This is a genomic window from Micromonospora sp. TSRI0369 (genome assembly GCF_001905625.1).
Lineage (GTDB): Bacteria > Actinomycetota > Actinomycetes > Mycobacteriales > Micromonosporaceae > Micromonospora > Micromonospora echinospora_A.
On record NZ_LIVU01000017.1, the window covers coordinates 17,752 to 37,816 of the forward strand.

General features: G+C 74.4%; 14 protein-coding genes. 7 read left to right on the forward strand and 7 right to left on the reverse strand.

Annotated elements, in window-relative coordinates; genetic code table 11:
* From AMK25_RS30310 to AMK25_RS30320, 3 genes are all read left to right on the forward strand, one after another.
* Window positions 1–1,155, forward strand: coding sequence for a DUF58 domain-containing protein (locus AMK25_RS30310; RefSeq protein ID WP_073831783.1), 1,155 nt, complete (start codon window positions 1–3; stop codon window positions 1,153–1,155).
* Window positions 1,149–3,437, forward strand: a complete 2,289-nt coding sequence (locus AMK25_RS30315; protein WP_143194826.1) for a DUF3488 and transglutaminase-like domain-containing protein — start codon at window positions 1,149–1,151, stop codon at window positions 3,435–3,437. The genes AMK25_RS30310 and AMK25_RS30315 overlap by 7 nt, the downstream gene beginning before the upstream one ends.
* 124 nt (window positions 3,438–3,561) lie before the next feature.
* Complete coding sequence (locus tag AMK25_RS30320; RefSeq protein ID WP_073831784.1) at window positions 3,562–4,839, forward strand: MFS transporter; 1,278 nt, start codon at window positions 3,562–3,564, stop codon at window positions 4,837–4,839.
* A 113-nt stretch (window positions 4,840–4,952) separates the two neighbouring features.
* Here AMK25_RS30320 and AMK25_RS30325 read toward each other — a convergent pair whose 3' ends face one another.
* Both AMK25_RS30325 and AMK25_RS30330 read right to left on the reverse strand, forming a co-directional pair.
* On the reverse strand, window positions 4,953–5,759 hold the full coding sequence (locus AMK25_RS30325) for an SDR family oxidoreductase (protein WP_073831785.1): 807 nt from the start codon (window positions 5,757–5,759) through the stop codon (window positions 4,953–4,955).
* Window position 5,760: 1 nt separating this feature from the next.
* Window positions 5,761–6,735 carry an LLM class F420-dependent oxidoreductase gene (locus tag AMK25_RS30330; protein ID WP_073831786.1) on the reverse strand — a complete coding sequence of 325 codons (975 nt, stop codon included), beginning with the start codon at window positions 6,733–6,735 and terminating at the stop codon, window positions 5,761–5,763.
* 144 nt (window positions 6,736–6,879) lie between these two features.
* Between AMK25_RS30330 and AMK25_RS30335 the strand changes: the two genes are divergently transcribed.
* A complete protein-coding gene (locus AMK25_RS30335; RefSeq protein ID WP_073831787.1) occupies window positions 6,880–8,091 on the forward strand; it encodes a low temperature requirement protein A in 1,212 nt (403 codons plus the stop codon).
* A 53-nt stretch (window positions 8,092–8,144) separates the two neighbouring features.
* A complete protein-coding gene (locus AMK25_RS30340) occupies window positions 8,145–8,984 on the forward strand; it encodes a DUF1028 domain-containing protein (protein ID WP_073831788.1) in 840 nt (279 codons plus the stop codon).
* Between the two features lie 6 nt (window positions 8,985–8,990).
* Here AMK25_RS30340 and AMK25_RS30345 read toward each other — a convergent pair whose 3' ends face one another.
* Window positions 8,991–9,662: a maleylpyruvate isomerase N-terminal domain-containing protein gene (locus tag AMK25_RS30345; RefSeq protein ID WP_073831789.1), complete on the reverse strand. Its 672-nt coding sequence runs from the start codon at window positions 9,660–9,662 to the stop codon at window positions 8,991–8,993.
* Between the two features lie 8 nt (window positions 9,663–9,670).
* On the reverse strand, window positions 9,671–10,552 hold the full coding sequence (locus tag AMK25_RS30350) for a phosphatase PAP2 family protein (protein WP_073831790.1): 882 nt from the start codon (window positions 10,550–10,552) through the stop codon (window positions 9,671–9,673).
* Window positions 10,553–10,644: 92 nt separating this feature from the next.
* Between AMK25_RS30350 and AMK25_RS30355 the strand changes: the two genes are divergently transcribed.
* Complete coding sequence (locus tag AMK25_RS30355; RefSeq protein ID WP_073831791.1) at window positions 10,645–11,334, forward strand: DUF3159 domain-containing protein; 690 nt, start codon at window positions 10,645–10,647, stop codon at window positions 11,332–11,334.
* 288 nt (window positions 11,335–11,622) lie between these two features.
* On the opposite strand, the gene AMK25_RS30360 is transcribed toward AMK25_RS30355, so the two are convergent.
* Window positions 11,623–14,520, reverse strand: a complete 2,898-nt coding sequence (locus AMK25_RS30360; RefSeq protein WP_198937721.1) for a glycoside hydrolase family 48 protein — start codon at window positions 14,518–14,520, stop codon at window positions 11,623–11,625.
* 856 nt (window positions 14,521–15,376) lie between these two features.
* On the opposite strand from AMK25_RS30360, the gene AMK25_RS30365 reads away from it, so the two are divergent.
* Entirely contained in the window at window positions 15,377–16,870 is a 1,494-nt protein-coding gene (locus tag AMK25_RS30365; protein ID WP_073831793.1) for a GH1 family beta-glucosidase, read from the forward strand.
* A 75-nt stretch (window positions 16,871–16,945) separates the two neighbouring features.
* Here the strand turns inward: AMK25_RS30365 and AMK25_RS30370 are convergent, their stop codons facing one another.
* Window positions 16,946–17,368, reverse strand: a complete 423-nt coding sequence (locus tag AMK25_RS30370; protein ID WP_073831794.1) for a roadblock/LC7 domain-containing protein — start codon at window positions 17,366–17,368, stop codon at window positions 16,946–16,948.
* Entirely contained in the window at window positions 17,365–20,040 is a 2,676-nt protein-coding gene (locus tag AMK25_RS30375) for a sensor histidine kinase (RefSeq protein ID WP_073831795.1), read from the reverse strand. The genes AMK25_RS30370 and AMK25_RS30375 overlap by 4 nt, the downstream gene beginning before the upstream one ends.
* Window positions 20,041–20,065: the final 25 nt, after the last annotated feature.

Genomic DNA, 20,065 nt, shown 5'->3' on the forward strand with positions numbered 1-20,065 from the left:
GTGGGGATCACCGCCCGTGGCATCGGGCTGCTCGTCGCCGCCCTGGTGCTGCTCGGCGTGGGGTTCCGGTACGCGTACCCGGAGCTGACGGTGCTCGGCGCGGCGGCCGGGGTGGCGGTCGGCTACGCCGTGGTGAACGCGGCCTGGCGGCCCCGGCTGAACGTGGCGCGGCGGGCCGACCCGGACCGGGTGGCCCGGGATGAGCCGGCGGCGATGGAGCTGACGGTGCGCAACACCGGGCGGCTGCGGGCGGCGAACCTGGTGGCCGAGGACCGCTGCGCGGGGGCGCTGGTGCCGGTGCCGCTGCTGCGGTTGCGTCCGGGCCGGGACACCGTGGTGCGCTACGACGTGCCGACGCACCGGCGTGGGGTGGTGCCGGTGGGGCCGCTGCGGGTGGTGCGCCGGGATCCGCTGGGGCTGGTGGCGCTGGCACGCGGCTACGGCGGCACGGTGCCGGTGTGGGTGCATCCGCGCATCCACCCGCTGTCCGCGGTGCCGACGGGCGCGGGGCGCAGCCTGGACGGGCGTACCGACAGCGTGCCGCACGGTTCGATCACGTTCGACTCGCTGCGGGAGTACGTGGTGGGCGACGAATTGCGCCGCGTGCACTGGCGCACGAGCGCCCGGGTGGGCGAGCTGATGGTGCGGGAGAACGTGGACACCAGCCTGCCGCGCCTGGTGGTGGTGCTGGACAACCGGGCCCGGGCGCATCCGGGCCGGGTGGGCGGTGTCGCGGAGTCGTTCGAGGCGGCGTGCGAGGCGGCCGCGTCGGTGGTGGCCGCCGCGGTGCGGGAGGACCTGCCGGTGCAGCTGCTGCTGGTCGTACCGGCCGAGGTGGAGCCGGAGGGCGCGGCCGGGCCGCTGGACCGGCTGGCCGCGGTGGAGCTGGCGGACGCCGGGCCGGACGTGCTGCCGGCCGCGACCGGGCGGCTGCGCCGGGACCGGCTCGGTGACACGCTGGTCTTCCTGACCGGGCCGGGTGGCCGCGACGAGCTGGGGCACGTCGGCGCGCTGCGCGGCGCGTACCCGTCGGTGGTGGTCGGGATGTTCGGCGCGGACGGGCCGACGGCGGCCGGCGCGACGGGCCTCACGGTGCTGGACGCGGCGGACGGCGCGGCGTTCGCCGCCGAGTGGGACGGGATCCGCCGGTGGTGACGCCGCCACGGACCCAACCGGCGGCGGAACGCGCGGTCCGGGTGCTGCGGGCCGTGCCGGTACCGGCCGCGCTGATCGTGCTGGTCGCGCTCTCCGGCGTGGTGCTGGGCCGGGTGTACGCGGATCCGCTGCTGACCCGCCTCATGGCCGGCGCGGCCGTCGGCTCGGTGCTGGTCAGCGTGGCCGCGCGGCGGCTGCCGTCCTGGCTGGTCGCGCCGCTGTCGGTGGCCGCGATGGCCGGGTGGACGCTGCTGTCGCTGCGGCTGGCCGCCGCGCACGCGGCGCTGCCCGGCGGGCTGGACGAGGTGACCGCCGACGCCGCCCGCAACGCGATTCCCCGGCTGCTCACCGCGATGATTCCGGTCGAGCCGGCCCCGGACACGGTGCTGGTCCCGGTGGTGGCCGCGTGGCTGACCGGGCTGACCGCCGCCGAGGTGGCGCTGCGCGCCGGGCGGGTGCTGCTGGGCTACCTGCCGCCGGCGCTGCTCTACGCCGGGGCGCTCTACGTCGTCGGGCCGAACGCGGAACCGGCGGTCGGCCCGACTGTGGTGTTCGCGGCGGTAGCGGCGGCCGGCCTGGCGACGCCCGGACGCCCGTCAGGGCCGGCGTCCGACCCGGTCGCCGGTCTGACCCCGGCGGTACGCGCGGCGGTGCGGCTGCGGCTGGTGGCGGGAAGCGCGGCCGGGCTGGCAGTGGTGGTGGCGCTGGCGGCACTGCTCGCCCCCGTGGTGGCCGCACAGGTCGACGAGCGGCCGGTCGACCCGCGCCGTTACGTGGAGCCGCCCCGGGTGGAGTCGCTGGACGAGAACCCGCTGATCCGGATCTCCGGGTGGGCGTTGAACCCGGATCAGCGGCTGCTGGACGTGCGCACCGTCGACGGCGCGAGCGCCGACGGGCCGCCCCGGATCCGGCTGGCGGTGCTCAGCGACTACGACGGCGTGACCTGGCGGGTCGGCGCCACGTACCGCAACGCGGGGCGGATCCTGCCCGCCACCGACCCGGCCCCGGGCGCCACCACGGTGGCGGTGACCCAGGAGATCACCGTCGGCGACCTGACCGGGCGGCTGCTGCCGGCGGTGCCCACGCCGCGCGAGGTGACCGGCGCTCGGGTGGCGTACGACCCGGCGAGCGGAACGCTGATCCGCCCGGAAGGGCTCGTGCCGGGACTGCGCTACGAGGTGTCGTCGGTGCGGGAGCGCCCGGACGCGAACCTGCTGAGCACGGCGAACGTGCCCGCGGGTGACGAGGTGGCCCGGGTGCTGCGGGTGCCCGACGGCGCGCCGGAACCGTTGCGCCGGCTGGCCACCCAGCTCGCCGAGTCGAACGGCGCCCCGTACGCGCGTGCCGACGCGATCGCCACGTTCCTCGCCGAGCACTACCGGGTGACAGCTGACGCGCCGAGCGGGCACGCGTACCCGAACCTGGCGTTCTTCCTGTTCGGACCCCGTAACGGCGGCGGGCAGCGGGGCACGTCGGAGCAGTTCGCGGCCGCGTTCGCGGTGCTCGGCCGCCTCGCCGGCCTGCCGACCCGGGTGGTGGTCGGGTTCGGGCCCGGCGGCGACGGGCCGGTGCGGGCGGCCGACGCGTACGCCTGGCCGGAGGTGCTGTTCGACGGCGTCGGCTGGGTGCCGTTCGACCCGATGCCACGTCCTGATGAGGAGCCCCGCCCGGTGGAGGAGGACTTCCGGCCGCAGCCGGAGGACCCGCCGCCGTCGGAGGTGCCCGCGCCCACCGAGGAGCCGAGCGCCACGCCTGCGGCCGCCGCGCCCGCACCGGGCCGCGAGCAGGTCGGCCCGGGCACGCCGGTGCTGGTCGGTGGCGGCGTCGGCGGGCTGGCGTTGCTGGTCGGCGCGGTGCTGGCGGCCCTGTACGCGATGCGCCGCCGGTTGACCCGCTCCCGTCTGGACGCCGCCGACCCGGGTGAACGGGTCGCGGGCGCGTGGCGGGAGCTGACCGACGCGCTGCGTCTGGCCGGGCACCCGGTCGGGCCGGACCTGGCGGCTGCGGAGGTCGCCGAGCGGGCCCGCCGGACGCTCGCCGAGGCCCGCACGGCGCAGTCCTCAGACGGCACCGCGATCGGCGGCCCGGACGAGGCAGGTGTGAATGATCTGGCCGCTCTGCTCAACCAAGCGGGCTTCGCGCCGGGCAGCGTCACGCCGGAACAGGCGCAGCGGGCCGTCGGGCTGAGTGTCGGCTTCGCCGATGCGCTGCACTCGGCCCGGCCACGGTGGCGACAGTTGCTGTGGACGATCCATCCGGGGCCGCTACGGTGGCGACGCTGATCAACAGCCGTAACCGGATCGCCGAGCCGGTAACGCCACGAGTCCTCCTGACCATCTGCTGACCTCCTGGTCGTCGAACGCCTGTGGGGCACCGGCGGCCGGCGTCACGGAAGTAAGGTGAGCGGTGATCTGCATCAGGAACCGGCGTTTCGGTCTGCTCTGGACCAGCACGCTGTTGTCCAACCTGGGCAACTGGCTGATGATCGTCGCGGTGCCGGTCTACGTCTACACGATGACCGGGTCGACGCTCAGCAGTGGTTTCGCCTTCGTCGCGCAGACCCTGCCCGCGATCGTCTTCGCGCCCCTGGCCGGGGTGCTGGCCGACCGGTGGGACCGGCGAACGGTGATGGTCGGCGCTGACCTGCTGCGCATGGTCGTCGTGCTCGCGCTGATCGTGGTCGATGATCCGGGAATGCTGTGGCTGCTCTACACGGCGATGTTCTTCGAGAGCGCAATCGGGCACGTCTTCCAGTCCGCGGCCCGGGCGGTGGTGCCCGCCGTCGTCGGCCGGGGCGGCGACCTGGAGGCGGCGAACGCCTGGAACACGGTTGCGAGCGGCATCGTCCGCCTCGCCGGCGCACCCCTGGGCGGCGCGCTCTACGCCCTCGTGGGTTTCGACGGCCTGGTGCTGATCGACTCCGCGACGTACCTGCTCTCGGCCTTACTGATCTTCGGGATGGGCCGGCTGCGGGTGACCGACGACGGGCAGCAGCCGGACGCGTCCTCCTGGCTGGCCGCTTTCCAGGGGCAACTCCGGGAAGGACTGGCCTTCCTCTTCGGGCATCCGATCCTCCGGACGACTCTCGTCGTCTCCAGCCTCTTCCTGTTGGCAAACGCCGCTCTGAACGTGCTTCTGGTGCCGTACGTCATCAGCGTCCTCGGCGGCGACGCCGGCGACGTCGGTGTGCTCATGGCAGCGCTCGGCGGCGGCTTCCTGGCCAGCGCGTACGTCGGCAACGTGCTGTCCCGTAGCGGGCTCCTCCGGCTGTCGTTCACCGGTTGCCTGGCGGCGATCACCCTCTGCTTCGCCGGGCTCTTCCTCATCCACCACTTCGCCGCCGCGCTGGTCTTCATCGCCCTGGCCGGCCTGCCCGGTGGCGCGTTGCTGATGCTGGTCCAGGTGCAGGTCCAACGCCATACCCCGGACCGTCAGCTCGGCCGGGTCGGATCCGCCTTCTCCGCCGCCGAGATGGCCGCGACCGTGGTGGGTGCCTCGGCAGGCAGCATCGCCGGACAACAGCTGCCCCTCACCACCACGGTCTGGCTCGTGATCGGCGTACTGGCGGCCGGCGCAGTGGTCGCAGCCCTGCTGCTACCCACCCGGTCCGGACCGCCGGCGGCGGCGGAGCCGGCGGCGACGGCAACCCCGCCGGTGATGGCGAGAACCGGTGACGATGGCTGAATCCGCATCCGTCCGCAGCACGACGCCCACGTCGTTGACCCGACCCACATGAAGCCCGCCCGCCCTTGGCCCACTGGCGGTCTCCCGGCGTGCGTCGACGGGCAGGAGATCCCTCAGGACGTGGCGGAGTTCGCGCGCAGCTTCCGGACGAGTTTGCGCAGCCCGGCTTGCCAGCCGTCCGGGTCCTCGGCGCGGCGCCGCGCGTAGTCGGCCACCTCGGGGTGCGGCAGGATCAGGAACCGCTCCTCGGCCAGCCCGGCGATCACCGCGTCGGCGACCTGGTCCGGGCTGAGGATCGTCCCGGACGCGGCGATCACCCGGGCGCCGAGGTGCCCCTCGGCGAGGCCGTCGGCGAGCATCGCGGTGTCCACGCCCTGCGGGCAGAGCGCGCTGACCCGGATCCCGGCGTCCCGGTAGGTGATCGCCAGCCACTCGGCGAGACCCACCGCGGCGTGCTTGGTGGCGGTGTACGGCGCGTCGCCGACCGCGGTGAGCAGGCCCGCCGCCGAGCAGGTGAGCAGCAGGTGGCCCTGGCCCCGGCTGAGCATGCCGGGCAGCACCGCGCGGGCGCTGTGCAGGTGCCCGAGCACGTTGACCCGCCAGGCGCGGTCCCAGTCGGCGTCCGGCGCGTCGATGCCGCCGCCGGTGGCCACCCCGGCGTTGGCGCAGAACAGGTCGATCCGTCCGTGGCGGCGCTCGGTCTCGTCGACGAGCGCGCGTACCGCCGCCTCGTCGGTCACGTCGAGCCCGACGCCGGTGGCCACCGGCCCGATCGCCTCGGCCGTGGCGCGGGCCGCGTCGGCGGTCAGGTCGGCCAGGACGACGGCGGCGGCGCCCTCGGCGGCGAACCGGCGGCCCAGTGCCGCGCCGATCCCGCCGGCCCCGCCGGTGATCACCACCACCCGGTCGGTCAGGTTCATCTCAGGCCACCTTTCCGGGACCGAGCCGGGGCAGCAGCTCCATCCAGGCCGCCGCGCCGCCCTCGGTGATCTCGGGCGTGGGCAGCACGGCCAGCACCGGCACGTCGACGCCGTTGTCGGCGTAGCGGCGGACGGCGGCCGCGCACTGCTCGGGTGAGCCGTGCAGCACCAGCGCGTCGACCACCTCGTCCGGTACGGCGGCGGAGGCGCCCCGCCGGTCCCCGGCGGCCCACGCCTGCCACATCGGACCGAGCGAGTCCTCGCGGCCCAGCCATCTGTGGAAGGCCGCGTACGCGGGGACGGTGAGGTAACCGGTGATCAGGCGGCGGCCCAGCGCGCGGGCGTACGCGGCGTCCTCGGTGGGGCAGACGAAGATGCGGGCGGCGACCTCGAACCCGGGGCGGCGCTCGCCCACCTCGGCGAGCGCTGTCGGCACGTCCTCGGCGGCCAGCCAGTTGAGGATCACCCCGTCGGCCTCGGCGGCGGCCAGGCGCAGCATGCCGGGGCGCAGCGCGGCCAGCACGACCGGCGGCGGCACGCTCGGCGGGCGCTCCAGCGCGAAGCGCCGTACGGCGAACGTGTCGAACGCGCCGTCGACGGTCTCGCCGCGCAGCGCGGCCCGCAGGAAGCGCAGCACGTCGCGGGTCCGCTTGAACGGCTCGTCGAACGGAATCGCGTTCCAGTCCCGCACCAGCACCGGCGACGAGGCGCCGACGCCGAGCGCGAATCGGCCCGGCGCGGCCTCGGCCAGCGCGGCGGCGCTCATCGCCAGCAGTCCCGGGCCACGGGTGAACACCGGCGTGATCGCGGTGCCGAGGCGCAGCCGCGGCGACCAGGCGGCGGCCAGGGCCAGCGGGGTGAACGCGTCGGCGCCGGCCACCTCCGACGACCACACGTCGGTGAATCCGGCGTCGTCGAGCGCCGCGTAGACGGCGGCGTGGTCGGCGAGCGGAATGCCGCCCAACGGCACTGTCATGCCCCATCGGTTCGTCACCCGTCGATGGTGCCCGTCCGGCACCGCCGCGAGCAAGATCCAAGGCGATATGGGTGATCGGTGACGAGAAGCCGGGAAAGAGTGTTACGACTGCCGCATGAGTCGGACCGGGGACGGAGCTCGGCGGTGAGGACCGCCGAGCCGGCCGCGCTGCGCGGCTCCGGCGACGGACCCAACCGGGCCACGTTCCTGGAGCTCTTCTTCGACCTGGTGTACGTGTTCGCGCTGACCCGGATCTCGGCGCGCGCCTTCGAGGACCTGGCGCTGGAGGACGGCCAGGTCGGCTGGGCGGCGGTGACCGGCGGTGGCAAGACACTGCTGCTGCTTCTCGCGCTCTGGGGCGTCTGGCAGGGCACGGCGTGGACCACCAGCCGCTACGACCCGCACCACCTGTGGTTGCAGGTCATCGTGATCACCGCGCTGATCTCGGCGATGGTGATGGGGGTGGCGGTCCCCCGCGCGTTCGGCCACAGCGGCCTGATGTTCGCCACCGCGTACGTGATCGCCCAGGTGAGCCGGCCGGCGATCCTCATGCTGGTGCTCCGCAAGGTCCAGTACCGCCGGCTCAAGCTGCGGATGCTGATCACGTTCGCGGTGACCGGTGTGCTCTGGCTGGCCGGCGCGCTGCTGCCGGTGAACGCCCGGGTGGTGCTCTGGGGCACCGCGATGCTGCTGGAGTACCTCGGCGGCCGCTTCGGCTGGCCGGTGCCGGGCCTGGGCCGCTCCACGGTCTCCCGCTGGGACATCCACGGCGAGCACCTGGCCGAGCGCTACCAGCAGATCTTCCTGGTCGCGCTCGGCGAGACGATCCTGCTGGCCGGCCTGTCGTTCACCCGCTCCCCCACCAGCCCGGGCATGGTCACCGCCTTCGCCGTCGCGCTCGCCACCTCGGTGCTGCTGTGGCGGATCTACGTGCAGCGGGCCGGACAGATCCTGGGCGAGGCGGTGACCCGGGCCGCGCACCCGGCCACCGTCGGCCGATCCGCCGCCGACACCCACCTGGTCATGGTGATCGGCGTGGTCGCCACCGCGATCGGCTACGAACTGGTGATCGAGCACCCGGTCGGGCACAACGAACTGCCCTGGCTGGCCATGATCCTCGGTGGTCCGGCGCTGTTCCTGGCCGGCCGGGCCCGCTTCGAGTACGAGGTGTTCGGCCGCGTCTCCCCGTCCCGGCTGGTGGGGATCGCCGCGCTGCTGCTGCCCGTACCGCTGCTGGTGCGCCTCGCGCCGCTCGTCGCGGCGGGCTTCGCCGCGGCGGTCCTGACGGCCGTGGCGGTGGCCGACGCCCGGCGTGCCTGGGGCCGCCCGCCGGAGGACGCGGCGCCGCCGTTCTGAGCGGTGCCGCCGGAGCGGGACGCCGCGCCCGCCCTCCGGGCTACGATCCGCGCGTGACCTTCTCGCTCGTCGCCCGCTCCGCCGACGGGCGCCTGTTCGGAGTGGCAGTGGCCAGCCGGTTCCTCGCCGCCGGGGCGCTGGTGCCGGCCGCCGAGGCGCTGGTGGGGGCGGTCGCCACCCAGGCGCACGCCAATCTCGCCTACCGGGCGCAGGCGCTCGCGCTGCTGCGTACCGGCGTCAGCGCCGTCGACGCTGTGGCCGGGCTGGTGGCCGCCGACCCGGGACGCGACGACCGGCAGCTGGCAGTGGTCGGCGCGACCGGCGACGGGGCCACCTGGACCGGGCCGCGCTGCCACCCCTGGGCCGGCGGGCAGGCCGGCGACGGCTGGGCGGCGCAGGGCAACATCCTGACCGGCCCGCAGGTGATCGACGCGCTGCGCGACGCCTGGCTGGCCCGCGAGGACCTGCCGTTCCCGCAGCGCCTGCTGGCCGCGCTGACCGCCGGTGACGCGGCCGGCGGCGACCGGCGCGGGCGGCAGAGCGCGGCGATGCTCGTGGTGCAGCGCCACGGCGGCTACGCCGGGACCGGCGACGAGCTGGTGGACCTGCGGGTGGACGACCATGTGGACCCGGTCTGCGAGCTGCGCCGCCTGCTCGGCATCCACCACATGCTGTTCGGCCGCCCCGACCCGGCCACGCTGCGCGACCTCACCGGTCCGCTCGCCGCCGAGGTGGCCGAGCTGCTCGCCGCCACCGGGCACCCGGTCGGCCCGGCCGGCCTGGACGAGGCGCTGGCCGCCTGGACGGGTCTGGAGAACCTGGAGGAACGCTTCGTGCCCGGCCGGATCGACCCGATCGTGCTGGATCACCTGCGGCGCTGCGCGGCGCGCTGAGGAGGCTCAGCCGCCGAAGGCCAGCCGGCCGATGCCGGCGCGGGCCAGCTCGGCCTGCTCGTCGCCGGTCAGCGGCAGCCGCCCGGTGGCCTTGCGCAGCACGGTGAGCGCGTCCCAGCGCAGTCCCGGCGGCACCGGCGCGCCGCCGGTGAGCACGCCGACCACCACGTCCGCCGCCGGTGGGGTCAGCCACGGCGTCCGGTCCAGCGCGTCGGCCAGGTCCAGGCCGTGCACCGCGACCTCCACCACCCGGGTACGCAGGAACTCCGGCAGCGCCATCGCGTCACCGTGGCGGGTGCGCACCACCCGTGCGGGCGGTTCCGCGGCGACCGCCTCGTCGGTGGCGCGCCAGGCCCGGCCGAACTCCGCCGCCACCTCGGCGGCACCCGGGTGCTCCCGGGCCGCACGCCGCGCGGCCTCGACGCGGTCCCGGTCCACCGGCGGGCTGAACTTGGCCGCGCCGAAGTAGGCGGCGGCGTCCACCTCGGGCCGGGGCGGCGCGGGCTCGGCGAGCATGCCGGCCAGGCGCCCGGCCCCGGTGCTCACGTGCGCCACGAGGTCCCGTACCCGCCACGGCGGACACGGCGTGGGCCGGTCCAGCGCCGCGTCGTCCAGTTCGCGCAACACCCGCTCCAGGCGCTCGCACTCGGCCCGGAACGCCGCCCGCACCGTCTCCATCCGCCGGGTCAGCCCTTCCACCTGGGCACCAGCCGGTGCACCACGACCAGCACCAGCGCTGCCACCACGGCGATCGTGCCGCCGATGCCGGCCGCGCTGCCCGCGTACCCGACGAAGAGCTGACGGCGGCTGAGGGCCTCGACAGGAATCGTGGAGCGGTCCACCAGCCAGGACAACGCCAGCGCGGAGGCCAGCAGCGCCACCGCGCCCACGCCGCCGAGCACGGCGGCGGCCACCCGGTGCGCGTCGCCGGGCTCGACCACCGCCTGCTCCCGCTGGAAGACCAGCAGCGCCAGCCCGGCGACCGCGGCCCACGCGCCGACCACGAGGTACGCGGCGACCGCGTCGCTGGGCCGGTGCCAGCCGGCGGAGAGTGTGGCGACGCCCGCGGCGGCGGCGTACCCGGCGCCGAGGAACGCCCCGGCCGCCCGCAGCTTGCGTGGCAGCACCAGGATCAGCGCTACCGCCACCGAGGCGGCCACCGAGGTGTGACCGCTGGGCAGGCTGTTGCCGGCGGCCGCCCGCTCCGGGTCGATGCCGAAGTCGGGCCGGACCAGGAAGTGCTTGAGCAGTTGCGTGGTCACGTTCGCCCCGGCGATCAGCAGCGTCGCGGTGACGGCCAGCGCCTTGCGGCCCCGGATCAGCGCGATGAAGCCGATCACCGCGGTCGCGGCCAGCAGTGACACCACGGACATGGCGTTGAGGAGCGTGTCGACCGGACCGTCGATGCGGTCCTGGCCGATCCGGTTGCCGGTCAGCGCCACCGTGTCCAGCCACTGCCCCAGTTCGGTGTGCACGGCGAAGCGCCACACCAGCACGAACGCAGCCGTCTGCAGCAGGGCCAGTACGACCAACCAGACTGCCGTCCAACCCCTCGCCGTCTCCCGCACCCGGACAACTTAACGGTAGGGCCGCCGACGCGCGCGGCGGAGCGCCATCGGCTGCGGCGTACGGTGAGGCGGGCGATTCGAGGAGGTGGGGCGTGACCGGCACGCCGCAGCGGGAACCGCAGGCCGGGCCCCGGCCGGAGTCGCTGGCCGACCTGCTCGGCGGCCGGCGCGGGGCGGTCGACGCCACGCTGCCCCCGCTCGCGTTCGGGCTCGGCTGGGTGCTCGGCGGACTGGGCGGCGGCGTGCTCGCCGCGGTGCTGACCGGCACGGCGGTGGCGGGCTGGCGGTGGCGGCGCGGGGACCGGCCCCGCTCGGTGCTGGTCGGGCTGCTCGCGGTCTGCGTGGCCGCGCTCGTCGCGTTGCGCACCGGCCGGGCCGAGGACTTCTTCCTGCTCCAGATCGCCGCCAACGCGGCGAGCGCGCTGGCCTGGGCGGTGAGCATCGTGGTGCGCTGGCCGCTGCTCGGCGTGGTGGTCGGTACGGCGCTGGGCCAGCGGACCCGGTGGCGGCGTGACCCGGCGCTGCTGCGGGCGTACGGCCGGGGCAGTTGGGTGTGGGCGGGCACCTACGTGCTGCGGCTGGCGGTGTTCATCCCGCTCTGGCTGGACGGGCGGGTGGTCGCGCTCACCGTGGCGCGGGCGGCGCTCACCTGGCCGCTGATCGCGGCGGCGCTGGCGGCGAGCTGGGTGGTGATCCGGCGGTCGCTGCCGGCCGGGCATCCGGGACTGCGGCACCCGGCGACGGCGCCGGTGCCCGGCGGTGAGCCGGCCCGGGAAGAGTAATGGAGAGGCCGCCACGGGGGGAGCGGCCTCTCCGTCAAATACGTTACTCCGTCCACGGCCCGGATGTGATCCCGTGGACCGCTGATTTTTGCGTGCCTTTTCGCGCCATGGGTCGTCGCCGGGCGGAGTGGTGGGCCGGCCGGTCCGCTGCGTCGGCCGGACGGCCGGCCCACCCGGCCTGACCGTGGGCGTCAGGCCGTCCACCGACCCGGCCGCTCCGTTCCCCCATCGGCCGGGTCGGCCTCCTTCGTGGGCGGGCTCGCACCCGCCCACGAAGGAGAGGTCACCTCACCCCTGCGGGAAGTAGGTGCCGTAGTCGGCGTACGCCATGGCGATGTCCGCCTGCGCCCAGAACCGGTGGTAGTTGAAGACCGGCTCGGGACCGCCGTCCAGGTACGCCTGCACCTTCGGCCAGTCCGGGTCGTTCTTGTAGAACGAGCGGATGTCCAGGAAGCTCTTGCCCGGGGCGATCGCGTCGCCGTTGGGCATCTTCCCGGTCCAGCCGTTGGGGACGTAGAGACCCTGGCCGTCGGCGGCGTTGTAGACGTCGTCGAAGCGCTTGTAGTCGCCGCGCTTCTCCGGCGTCGAGACGCCCTTGCTGTCGGCGGACGCCGAGAGCGCGTCCAGCAGGCCCTTGGCGGTGTCCTTCGCCGCGGTGTTGCCGGACTTGGCCGCGTACGCGATGAGCGTGCGGGCGTAGGCGCCGGCGACGCCGACGTCCTGACCCTTGACCGTCACCTCGACGTGCAGGTTGGTGTTCGGCTGCGGGCTGCTCGGGTTCCAGTTGGCCGGCTGGCCCGTCCACTTCATGTCCGACGGGATCGACCAGTTGGTGCCCAGCGTGGTGTTGGCGATCGCCCACGGCACCCACTTGTCCAGCAGCGCCTTGGCCTTCGCGTTGCCGGTCTCCAGGTACAGCTCGGCGATGCGCTGCATCGACCAGGCCTGCATGCCGAACCACTGGTTCGACGGCGGGTCGTTGTAGACCGGGTCGACGTCGTAGAACATGCCGTAGAAGGTGGCGGTGCCGCTCGGCGGCTGGGCGTAGCTGCCGTCCCAGCTGTTCGTGGCGCCACCGGCGATGCCGCCCTCGGCCGACTGGAGCCAGGTGTAGAACTCCAGCTGCCGGTCGAGGCTCTTCTGCCAGTCGGAGGACGCGGTCGGCGACTTCGGCTTCAGCTCCGCGACGTTGGTCATCACCCAGGCCGCGAACGGGTTCTGGTAGCCGAAGTGGCTGTGGCTGGAGCCGATCCGCCACGACCAGTTCTGCGAGGTGTCGTACGCGCCGCCCCAGGCGTAGTACCAGGAGAGCAGGTAGTGCGCCGAGTCACGGCCGCTGGCGGCCGGGCAGGTGCTCGCGCCGACGCAGTTGCCGATCTTCTTGAAGTACTTGTCGAACAGCGCGTAGCGCAGGTAGTCGCCCATCTTGGCGGCCTTCGCCACGGTGGCCGCCACGTCGGCCGCCTTGCCCTGCGCCTTGGCCCAGGTCAGCGCCCAGTAGGCGGCCTGGACGGCACGCGCGTCGGCGTCCGGGGCGTTTGTGTACTTCCACTGCTTGGCCGGGGCGCTGGACTCCTTGACGAACAGGTCCAGGTAACCGTTCGGGCCGCCGTGCTTGAACGTGTCGCAGGACGGCTGCGGCACGGTCTCCCACACCGACTCCTGGGTGCCCCGCTGGAACGTGTTGATGTACGCGGGCCGCGTGGTGCCGTCGCCGCAGCGGCCGAAGCCGTAGGTGTTGTCCACGTCGAGCAGCCAGTGCATGCCGTAGATGTCACCGGTGCCGTAGGTGGACTGCAGCTCCGAGCGCAGCGGGTCCTGGCCGACCGGGACGTTGGCGTCCAGCGTCGACGGGTACTGGCTGGGCAGGTTGTGCTCGGCGGCGTACTGCGGGGTGCCGGGCGAGCCGGCGGTGGCCTGGTCGGCGTGCGACGGGATGATGTACTTCTCCATCACCGTCCAGGCGTTGTTGAACGGGGCCCAGTTCTGGGTGACCCGGCCGTACTGCGCCTCCAGCCAGAGCCAGAAGCTGAACGCCTCCGAGGTGGTCTCGTGGCCGTGGTCGGGCGCCTCGACGATGAGCGTCTCGATCGAGTGGTACGGCACGCCCTCGGGGCTGAAGTACCCCGAGTTCTTGATCTTGCCGTACTGGTCGAGGAACTTCTTGATGTAGGCGTTGTCGCCGCCGGGGCTGTCGTTGTCCGCCTCGGTCGCGACGACGGAGATCGGCGCGTAGCCGCTGGCCGACGCGGTGATCGTGGCGGTGCCGCCGACCGTGTCGGCGTCCTCCGCGGCGGAGACCGTGGCGGTGACGCCGGTGCTCCAGTTGCTGGAGGTGAGCGTCAGCGAGGTCGGCGACACAGTGATGTCGCTGTCACCGGTGACGGCGAGGGTCACCGGCACGTTGGCGGTCGGCGCCGCGCTGAGCGTGTACCGGACCGTGGCGCTGCTGCCCTCGCCCACGGTGACCGCGGACGGCGTGGCGACCAGCTTCGGCCCGGTGGCCGCGGTCACTGTGAACGACTTCTCCGACACCGCCGAGGCGCCGGCGTTGTCGTACGCCTTGGCCTGCACGGTGTAGCTGCCGGCCGGCAGGTCGAGCAGGTCGTAGCCGTACGGCGCGGTGGTGTCGGTGTTGACCAGCAGGCCGTTGCGGTAGAACTCGACCTTGCTGATGGTGCCGTCGGGGTCGCTGGCGGTCGCGGTGAGCGGGACGTCCGCCGGCGCCTCGAACGGGCCCGACGGCACGCCGAGCGAGACCGTCGGCGGCTGGTTGGTCTGCGCGCCGTTGCACGCCACCCCGTTGAGGGTGAACGCGGTGGGCTTCGGGTTGCTGCCGCTGTAGCTGCCGTTGAAGCCGATGCTCGTGGACGCGCCGGTGGGCAGGCTGCCGTTCCACGACTCGTTCGTCGCGGTCACCTCGCTGCCGGACTGGCTCCACCGGGCCGACCAGCCCTGAACCACGCGCTGGCTGCTGTTCGGGAAGGTGAACTTCAGCGACCAGTTGTTGAGCGCGTCGCCCAGGTTCTTGATGGTCACGTTGGCGGTGAAGCCGTTGTTCCAGTCGTTCGACGCGTAGGTCACGTCGCAGGCGGGCGCGGCCTGTGCGGCGCCCGCGGGCAGCGCCACCCCGCCTATGACGAGGGCGGCGGCGGCGAGCATCGCCGTACGGCGACGTCTGGCCAGAAGTCTCATGTGGGCGGTGTCTCCTCGGACCGGGCCGGGACCTCGGGGTCCCGGCGGGGCGCCTCCACGCGACGACGGGCGTACGCGGGGGGACGGAGGCGTCCGGAAAGGTGGTCGTCCCGGCCGTGCCGGGGATCGGGGCGCCGCACCGGTTCGTCACCGGGTGCCCTCGGCGGCCCGCGCTCGCGTTCACTGGCTCCGCGTGGCGTGACGAGAGTGTGACATGGAAGCGCTCCCACCACAACGGCCAGCGCAGATACGAGCTTCCATGTTTCGATCTCGTTTAGGGGCTTTTCCAAACCCGTGACGGGCGTTACAGTCGCAGCATCGCCGATGGGAGCGCTTCCATCGACGGAGATACAAGTACTGGATCGCCGGGTACGCCCGTGCCCGGCGCGTCGGCCCAGAGGCCGGCGGCGGACCAGCCCGGACGCCGCCACCGGCCGCCACCCGCCAGACGGAGGGAGGTGGAACCAGAGCCACTCGCGTGGCCCGGCTCCCGCGCGACGCGCACGACGGACGCCAATTCCACATCGTGCGTGTGTGCACCATCGGTGGGGACGGGGGTTGCCCTCCCCCGTCCCCACACTAAACCCCCGTTGTCGACGGCAAAAGAGGCCGACGGGACAGGCGTGCCACGCCACCCGGACGGCCTTTCGCGCTATCCGCCCCATCCCTCGCCGCTCACGCCGCCCCGAGCGGCGTTCCCGAGCGACGCCCCCGCCCACCCCACCTTCCGGCCGCCCGCCGGCCGCGCCGCACCTCGCCGCGACCGCCGGATCAGGGCCGGCCGCTCCCTGGCTATGATGGGAGCGCTCCCGGCCCAGGGCGGCCCGTCACTCCGAGGAGAGACCTCATGTCGTTACTCACCCGACGGCGCCTGCTCCGCCGCGCCGCCCTGTCCGCGACCGCGGCCGGCGCGGCCCGGACCGGGCTCGCCGGCGCCACCGCGGCGACGACCGCCGCGTCGACAGTCGCGCTCGGCGGCTGCGACAGCCCGCCCGAGCGCGCCACCGACCCGGAGCAGGACCGCGGACTCCGCTTCCCGGACGGGTTCGGCTGGGGCGCGGCGACCTCGGCGTACCAGATCGAGGGGGCCGCCAAGGAGGACGGGCGGGGTGAGTCCGTCTGGGACACCTTCAGCCACACGCCGGGGCGCATCCGCAACGGCGACACCGGCGACGTCGCGGCCGACCACTACCACAGGTACGCGCAGGACCTCGACCTGATGCGCGACCTGGGACTGCGCAGCTACCGGTTCTCCGTCTCCTGGCCCCGCATCCAGGCCGACGGCTCCGGCCGCCCCAACCAGCGCGGCCTCGACTTCTACCGCCGCCTGGTGGACGGGCTGCACGAGCGCGGCATCGCGCCGATGGCCACGCTGTTCCACTGGGATCTCCCCCAGGCCCTCCAGGACGCCGGCGGCTGGGAGAACCGGGACACCGCCGAGCGCTTCGCCGAGTACGCCGACGCGGTGTTCCGCGCCCTCGGCGACCAGGTGCCGGTCTGGCTGACCGTCAACGAGCCGAAGACCGTGGTGCAGAACGGCTACATCTGGGGCCACCACGCCCCGGGCTTCCAGGACGAGGACGCGGCGTACCTGGTCGCCCACCACCTCCAGCTCGCCCACGGCCTCGCCGTGCGGGCGCTGCGGGCCTCCGGCGTCACCGGCCGGATCGGCCCCGCCCTCAACCTGCACCCCTGCTACCCCGCCGACGACACCGCCGAGGCGGCCGCCGCGACCAGGCTCTACGACGGCTACGAGAACCGCCTCTACCTCGACTCGATCTTCAAGGGCGCGTACCCGCAGGACGTGCTGGACGACCGCGGCCCGGACAGCCGGATGGTCCGCGGTGTCCGCGACGGCGACCTGAAGATCATCTCCAGCCCGGTGGACCTGCTCGCCGTGCAGTACTACACGCCGATCTACGTCACCGGCGACGGCAGCACGGTCCGCAAGTGGCCCACCTCCGAGGCGGAGTGGCAGCAGATCTACCCCGACGGCATGTACGACATCCTGACCCGGGTCACCCGCGACTACGGCCGGGTGCCGATCACCATCACCGAGAACGGCCTGCCCTGCCCCGACGTGCCCGGCGCGGACGGCAACGTCGACGACGCCGGCCGGGTCAGCTTCCTGCGCGACCACTTCGCCGCCGCCCACCGGGCGATCCGCGACGGCGTGCCGCTGGAGAGCTACCACGTCTGGTCGCTGCTGGACAACTTCGAGTGGGCCGAGGGGTACGAGCAGCGCTGGGGCCTGGTCTACGTGGACTACCCGAGCCAGCGGCGGGTGCTCAAGCGCAGCGCCCACTGGTACCGCGACGTGATCCGCCGCAACGGGCTGTAGGCGGCGCGGCCCGGCCGGCTGCGTGCCGGCCGGGCCCCCGCGTCGGCGGATCGGCGCCAGGCGCCGGACCGCGCCTCAGCGCGGCAGCGCCTGCTGGAGTTCGGCCCGCAGCGCCGGGGTGAGCATCTCGCCGGCCTGCTTGGCCAGCCGCGCCATCTCGTAGCCGACCACGCCGATGTCGGCGTCCGCCCCGGCCAGCGTGGCCAGGATCGAGCCGTCCCGGATCTGCATCACCAGGAAGTAGCCGCGCCCCATCTCCACCACTGTCTGCTTGACGACGTCGCCGTCGAACATCTGGGCCGCGCCCGCGGTGATGCTCATCAGGCCGGAGGTCACCGCGGCGAGCTTGTCCGCGTGGTCCCGGGGCAGATGCGCCGAGATCGCCACCAGGAGCCCGTCGGAGGACACCACCACCGCGTGCGCCACCCCGGGAACGCGCTCCGCGAACGCGGTCACCAGCCAGCTCAGGTCGCGTGCCTCCTGGCTCAACGTCGTCACTGTCGTCGTCCTCCTTCGTCGCGCGGCAGGTACATCTCGGTGGTCTCCTCGGCTTCGGCGCGCCGCACCCCGCTGTAGAGGCGCGACAGCATGCCGCCGACCGCCTCCGGGTCCGGCTCGTGCCGCATCACCGGACGGTCGGCCGGGGACGCCGGGGCGAGCTGGGCCATCGGCACGCGTACCGGAAGTCCCCGCTCATTGGTCCCTCCGGTCACCGGCGTCGACGCCGGGGCGGGCGTCACACCCAGTGGCGACGCCGTCGGCCCCTGCCGGCTGAACCAGCCGCCGCCAGCGGGGCCGGCGGCAGCCGGGGTCAGCACGTCCTCGGCCCGGCCCGGCCGGGGGCGCGGCACCACAGCGCCGGCCGGCGCGGCGGGCGCCGGCGACCCGGCCGGCGGCGCCTCCGGCCCGTCACCGAGCGGACGGCCGGTCAGCGGCGACACCGGCAGCGCCGCCGGCTGGCCGGGCGCCGGACGCCATCCGGCCACCGGCAGCTCGGCCGTCGGCGCGGCGAGCGCCCCGGACACCGCGGCCGGGCCGGCGAACACGCGGGCGGCGTTGCCCGTCCCCGGCGTGAGCCGGGCCGGGGACGGCCGGTCCGCCTCCGGCGCGGGCGCCTCGGCCAGCAGCTCGGCCGGGATCCGCACCCGGGCGACCAGGCCCGCGCCGGCGGCCTGCAACCACACCCGTACGCCGTTGCGGGCGCCGAGGTGGCTGACCACGAACAGGCCCATCCGTTCCGAGGCCGACACGTCGGCGGCCGGCGGCTCGGCCAGCACCGCGTTCGCCTCCGCCAGCGCCGCCGGACTCATGCCCAGCCCTTCGTCGACGATCTGCACGAGCGCGCCCCGGCCGTCCGGCTCGACGACGACCCGCACCGTGGTCTCCGGGCGGGAGAAGGCGGTGGCGTTCTCCAGCAGCTCCGCGAACAGGTGCACCAGGTCGCCCACCGCGTGCCCGACGACGTGCAGGTCCGTCCGGTTCTCGTGGCGTACCCGCTGGTACTGCTCGATCTCCGCGCTCGCGGCCAGCAGCACCGCGCCCAGACCCACCGGGCGGTTCCACCGCCGGGTCGACTCGCTGCCGGCGAGCACCAGCAGGCTCTCGTCGTTACGGCGCATACGGGCGGCGAGGTGGTCGAGCTTGAACAGGTTCTCCAGCTGGTCCGGGTCGCTCTCCTCGCGTTCGAGGTCGTCGAGGAGCTCCAGCTGCCGCTCGACGAGCACCTGGCTGCGCCGGGCCAGGTTGACGAACATGGCGTTGACGTTGCGCCGCATCATCGCCTGCTCGACCGCCACGTCCACGGCGCTGCGGTGCACCGCGACGAACGCCTCCGCCAGCTCGCCGATCTCGTCCTGCGAGTCGATCACCGCGGGCGGCACGTCGATCGCGCCGACCGGACGGTCCACCGTACGCAGCCGTTCCAGCGTCAGCGGGAGTTCCACCTGCGCGATCCGCAGCGCCTGGCCCCGCAGCTGCCGCATGCCGCGGGCCACCGACCGGCCGACCAGCAGCGAGATCAGCACCGCCACCAGCAGCACGGTGGCGATACCACCGGCCACCAGCAGCGTGTCGCGCAGCTGCCGGGCGCTGGCGTCGTCGGCCCGGCGTACCGCGTCGTCGACGACCCCGCTCTCCATCTGGCGCAACAGCTCCTGCCGCTGCTCACTCGCCGCCCACCACTGCGCCGCGTCGAGCAGGACCGGCTTCGCGTCGCCGCCGCCGGGCAGGGTCCGCTCCTCCATCCGGGTGGCCGCGACGAAGGCCGGGTCGACCGAGGTCTGGTCGTAGCGGCGGATCTGGTCGGCGGTCGCCGCGACCCGGAACGCGCCGAGCGCCGTGAGCTGCTGGGCCCGCAGGTCGCTGAGCGTCACCTGGTCGTCGGCCTCGTACCGGCCGGACCGGGCGGCGGCGTAGAGCTCCGCGCGGATCCGCGAGGACAGCTCCTTGACGCGGGACAGCTGCACGTAGCGCAGCACCGCCTCGGTCAGCTCCTGCCGGCCGCCGCCGGGCGAGGGCTCGGCCAGCAGGTTCAGCAGCGCCGCGACGGACCGGTGGTAGTTGCTGAGGACGGTGTCGCTGGACAGCACCGCCGGCGCCACCGCCGACCGGATGTTGACCACCTGGTCGTACGCCTCCAGCGCCTCCGAGTAGGACACGCGCCAGGCGGCGTCGGCGTCGGCCAGCGGCGCGGCCGCGGCGCGCAGCTCCGCCACCGCGCGGTCGGTCGCCTCCTGAAGGGGTTTGAGCGCGGCGACCGCGGCGTCCCGGTCGGCGCCGGTGCCCGCGCGGCGCAGTCCCGCCAGCTCCCCGGCGGTGCGGTCCCGCTCGTGCTGGAGCCGGTCGACGGCGACGGCGATCTGCCGGCCGATGCCCACCTGCTCGGCGAAGGCGCTCAGCGTGGTGGTCTGCCCGACCAGCCCGCGCGTCTGGATACCGGCCAGGACGAGGAACGCCAGCGACGGGATCACCAGCACGGTGGCGAGCTTGGTGCCCATCCGCCAGTCCCGCAGCCGGAACCCGGAGCGCCGCCGGTTCGGCTGCGGGACAGCGCCACGAGCCGGGTCGGGACCTGCGCCCACGCGTGCCTCCTCGTCCCACTCCACCACGTCGGGGAGCGGAGTCCATCCAACCAGGCCGGCGGTCGGTGTCAACGGCCGCCCGGACGGCACGAGCAGGCCGGTCAGGGCTCCGGAC